Raw genomic sequence first — 3,639 nt, forward strand, 5'->3', positions numbered from 1 at the left:
ACCATGATGAGCGCCAAGGGGGCCATCAAGCCGGTATCCACCGTGATGAAGGATGCGGGGGAGAAATTCGACCAGAAGATCTACATCCCCGCCGTCGCCGGCTACTACACCTCGTCCAAGGGCGAGATGCTGTCCTTCCCGTTCAATAGTTCGACCACGGTCTTCTATTACAACAAGGACGCCTTCAAGAAGGCCGGCCTGGACGCCAGCAAGCCGCCCAAGACCTGGCCCGAAGTGATGCAGTACTCGGCCAAGATCAAGGCCTCCGGCGGCCAGTGCGCGTACACCACCGACTGGCAGGGCTGGGTGCACCTGGAGAGCTTCTCGGCCTGGCACAACACGCTGTTCGCCACCAAGAACAACGGCTTCGGCGGCACCGATGCGCGCCTGGTCTTCAACAGCCCGCTGCATGTCAAGCACATCGCCAACCTGCAGGAAATGGTGAAGAAGGGCTACTTCAGCTACGGCGGGCGCAAGTCGGAATCGCAGGCCAAGTTCTATAACGGCGAATGCGCGATGTTCACCGGTTCGTCGGCTTCGCTGGCCAATATCCGCAAGAATGCCAAGTTCGCCTTCGGCGTATCGCAGCTGCCGTACTACGCGGACGTGCCGGGCGCCCCGCAGAACACCATCATCGGCGGCGCTTCGCTGTGGGTGATGGGCGGCAAGAAGGCCGAGGAGTACAAGGGCGTGGCCAAGTTCTTCACCTACCTGTCGCGTCCGGAAATCCAGTCCGACTGGCACCAGGCTACCGGCTACCTGCCGGTCACCATGGCGGCCTACGAGCTGACCAAGAAGTCCGGCTACTATGACAAGAACCCGGGCGCCGACGTGTCCGTGGAGCAGATGGTGGTCAAAACCACCGACAAGTCGCGCGGCGTGCGCCTCGGCAACCTGGTGCAGATCCGTACCGTGGTTGACGAGGAACTCGAAGCGGTCTGGGCAGGCAAGAAGCAGCCCCAGGAAGCCCTCGATACCGCCGTCAAGCGCGGCAACGATCTGCTCGAGCGTTTCCAGAAGACCGCGCGCGAGTAAGCTAGGCCTGTTTTGCCGCAAAACGGGCGGGGCAGTATCCCGCCCGTTTTTGTTGGCCCGGCGCATTGGCCGGGGCGTTCCCGCAAGGGTGCGTCCCGGCCAATGCGCCGATTGGTTGGCGCGCCGCTTCGCGGACTCGCGCTGTGATCTGGTTTGATGCCGCTTCGCGCGGCATCCGTTGGACAATTGCCCATGGAAAAACGGGTTGTCTTCCGATCGCGATGGCTGCCTTATCTGCTGGTTTTTCCGCAGATCGCCATCACGCTCATCTTCTTCTTCTGGCCCGCGGGCCAGGCCCTGTACCAGTCCGTGCTGCAGCAGGACGCGTTCGGCATCAACCTGGACTTTGTCGGGCTGGAGAACTTCCGCACGCTGTGGAATGATCCGCTCTACCTGGAGTCCTTCCGCATTACCGGCGTATTCGCCGTGGGCGTCACGCTGGTGGGGCTCTCCTTCGCGCTCGTGCTGGCGTATTTCGCCGACCGCGTGCTGCGTGGCGCGATGGCCTACAAGATGCTGCTGATCTGGCCCTATGCCGTGGCGCCGGCAGTGGCGGGCGTGCTGTGGATGTTCCTGTTCAACCCCAGCCTGGGCGTGGTGTCGTACGCGCTGCGCGCGCTGGGCATGGACTGGAACTTCCTGCTCAACGGACAGCAGGCTCTCACCCTGGTGATCCTGGTGGCGGCGTGGAAACAGATCAGCTACAACTTCCTGTTCTTCCTGGCGGGCCTGCAGAGCATTCCAAAGTCGCTGATCGAGGCTGCCGCCATCGACGGCGCGGGGCCGTGGCGCCGTTTCTGGTCGATCATCTTTCCGCTGCTGTCGCCGACCACCTTCTTCCTGATGGTGATCAACGTGGTGTACGCGTTCTTCGATACCTTCGCCATCATCGACTCGGTGACGCACGGTGGTCCGTTCAACTCCACCAACACGCTGGTCTACAAGGTGTTCCACGACGGTTTCCGCGGCATGGACATCGGTGGCTCGGCAGCGCAGTCGGTGGTGCTGATGGTGATCGTGATCGCGCTCACGGTGGTGCAGTTCCGCTACGTGGAACGCAAGGTTCAATACTGATCAGGCGGGCGCAAACATGGTAGAACGACGACCCTTTCTGGATTTCCTCACGCATGCGGTGCTGATCCTCGGCATCCTGGTAGTGGCGTTTCCGGTCTATATCACCTTCGTGGCCTCCACGCTGACGGCGGAGCAGGTGCTTGACGCACCGATGACGCTGATCCCCGGCGGCCATTTCTTCGAGAACTATCGCACCGTACTGTTCAGGGGCGTGGGCGAGTCCGCTTCCCCCGTCTCCAGCATGATGTTCAACAGCCTGATCATGGCGCTGGGCATTTCGCTGGGCAAGATCGCGATTTCGATCATCTCGGCCTTCGCGGTGGTGTACTTCAAGTTCCCGCTGCGCAAGACCTTCTTCTGGATGATCTTCATCACGCTGATGCTGCCGGTGGAAGTGCGGATCCTGCCGACCTACAAGGTAGTGTCGGACCTGGGCATGCTGGATAGCTACTTTGGCCTGACCATCCCGATCATCGCCTCGGCCACCGCGACCTTCCTGTTCCGCCAGTTCTTCCTGACCATCCCGGACGAGTTGGCCGAGGCCGCGCGCATCGACGGTGCCGGGCCGCTGCGCTTCTTCAAGGACGTGGTGCTGCCGCTGTCCAAGACCAGCATCGCGGCGCTGTTCGTGATCCAGTTCATCTACGGCTGGAACCAGTACCTGTGGCCGCTCCTGATCACCACGCAGAAGTCGATGACGCCGGTGGTGGTGGGCGTGACGCAGATGATCTCCCGCTCCGGAGACGCAGCCACCGACTGGAACCTGGTGATGGCCACCGTGATGCTGGCCATGGTGCCGCCCGCGATCGTGGTGGTGCTGATGCAGAAGTGGTTCGTCAAGGGCCTGGTCGAAACCGAAAAATAAGCGGGCGGGGCGGGGTGTGCCCACTGGTTGGCGCGCCCGCCACGCTTGCCCAGCGAGAAAGAATAGCAATGGCAAAACTGTCGCTTCGCAACGTACAGAAGACCTACGCCGGCAACGTCAAGGTTGTGCACGGCATCGATATGGAAATCAACGATGGCGAGTTCATCGTCATTGTCGGCCCGTCGGGCTGCGGCAAATCCACGCTGTTGCGCATGGTGGCCGGGCTTGAAGCCATCAGTGGCGGGGAGGTGCATATTGGCGAGAAGATCGTCAATAACCTCGAACCCGCCGAGCGGGACATCGCCATGGTGTTCCAGAACTACGCGCTCTATCCGCATATGAGCGTGTACGACAACATGGCTTATGGCTTGAAGATACGTGGCATGGCAAAGAGCGAGATCGAGCAGCGCGTCAAGCATGCCGCGGGCATTCTCGAGCTGGCGCCGCTGCTGGAGCGCAAGCCGCGCGCCTTGTCGGGCGGCCAGCGCCAGCGCGTGGCCATGGGCCGCGCGATCGTGCGCGAGCCTGCCGTGTTCCTGTTCGACGAACCGCTGTCCAACCTCGACGCCAAGCTGCGGGTGCAGATGCGCCTGGAACTGAAGGWACTGCATCGGCGCCTGCGTACCACCAGCATGTATGTGACGCACGACCAGGTCGAGGCCATG

At 62.0% G+C, this 3,639-nt stretch carries 4 protein-coding genes; all 4 read left to right on the forward strand.

Features of this window, described 5'->3' with window-relative positions:
• The coding region (gene ugpB, locus AC1DN0_RS40635; RefSeq protein ID WP_477146581.1) for a sn-glycerol-3-phosphate ABC transporter substrate-binding protein UgpB at window positions 1–1,035 on the forward strand (1,035 nt) is incomplete at its 5' end.
• 192 nt (window positions 1,036–1,227) lie between these two features.
• A complete protein-coding gene (ugpA, locus tag AC1DN0_RS40640) occupies window positions 1,228–2,109 on the forward strand; it encodes a sn-glycerol-3-phosphate ABC transporter permease UgpA (RefSeq protein ID WP_276291302.1) in 882 nt (293 codons plus the stop codon).
• A gap of 16 nt (window positions 2,110–2,125) precedes the next feature.
• Window positions 2,126–2,974, forward strand: a complete 849-nt coding sequence (gene ugpE / locus AC1DN0_RS40645) for a sn-glycerol-3-phosphate ABC transporter permease UgpE (protein WP_035867005.1) — start codon at window positions 2,126–2,128, stop codon at window positions 2,972–2,974.
• Between the two features lie 68 nt (window positions 2,975–3,042).
• Window positions 3,043–3,639, forward strand: a 597-nt coding sequence (locus tag AC1DN0_RS40650; RefSeq protein WP_477146582.1) for an ATP-binding cassette domain-containing protein, incomplete at its 3' end; no start/stop codon positions are given.

This window comes from Cupriavidus sp. 05N39, assembly GCF_056397325.1.

Excerpts from the sequence above, each read along its gene's own strand:
- ugpA (WP_276291302.1), top strand. The coding sequence starts at position 1,228 with ATGGAAAAACGGGTTGTCTTCCGATCGCGATGGCTGCCTTATCTGCTG.
- ugpE (WP_035867005.1), top strand. The coding sequence starts at position 2,126 with ATGGTAGAACGACGACCCTTTCTGGATTTCCTCACGCATGCGGTGCTG.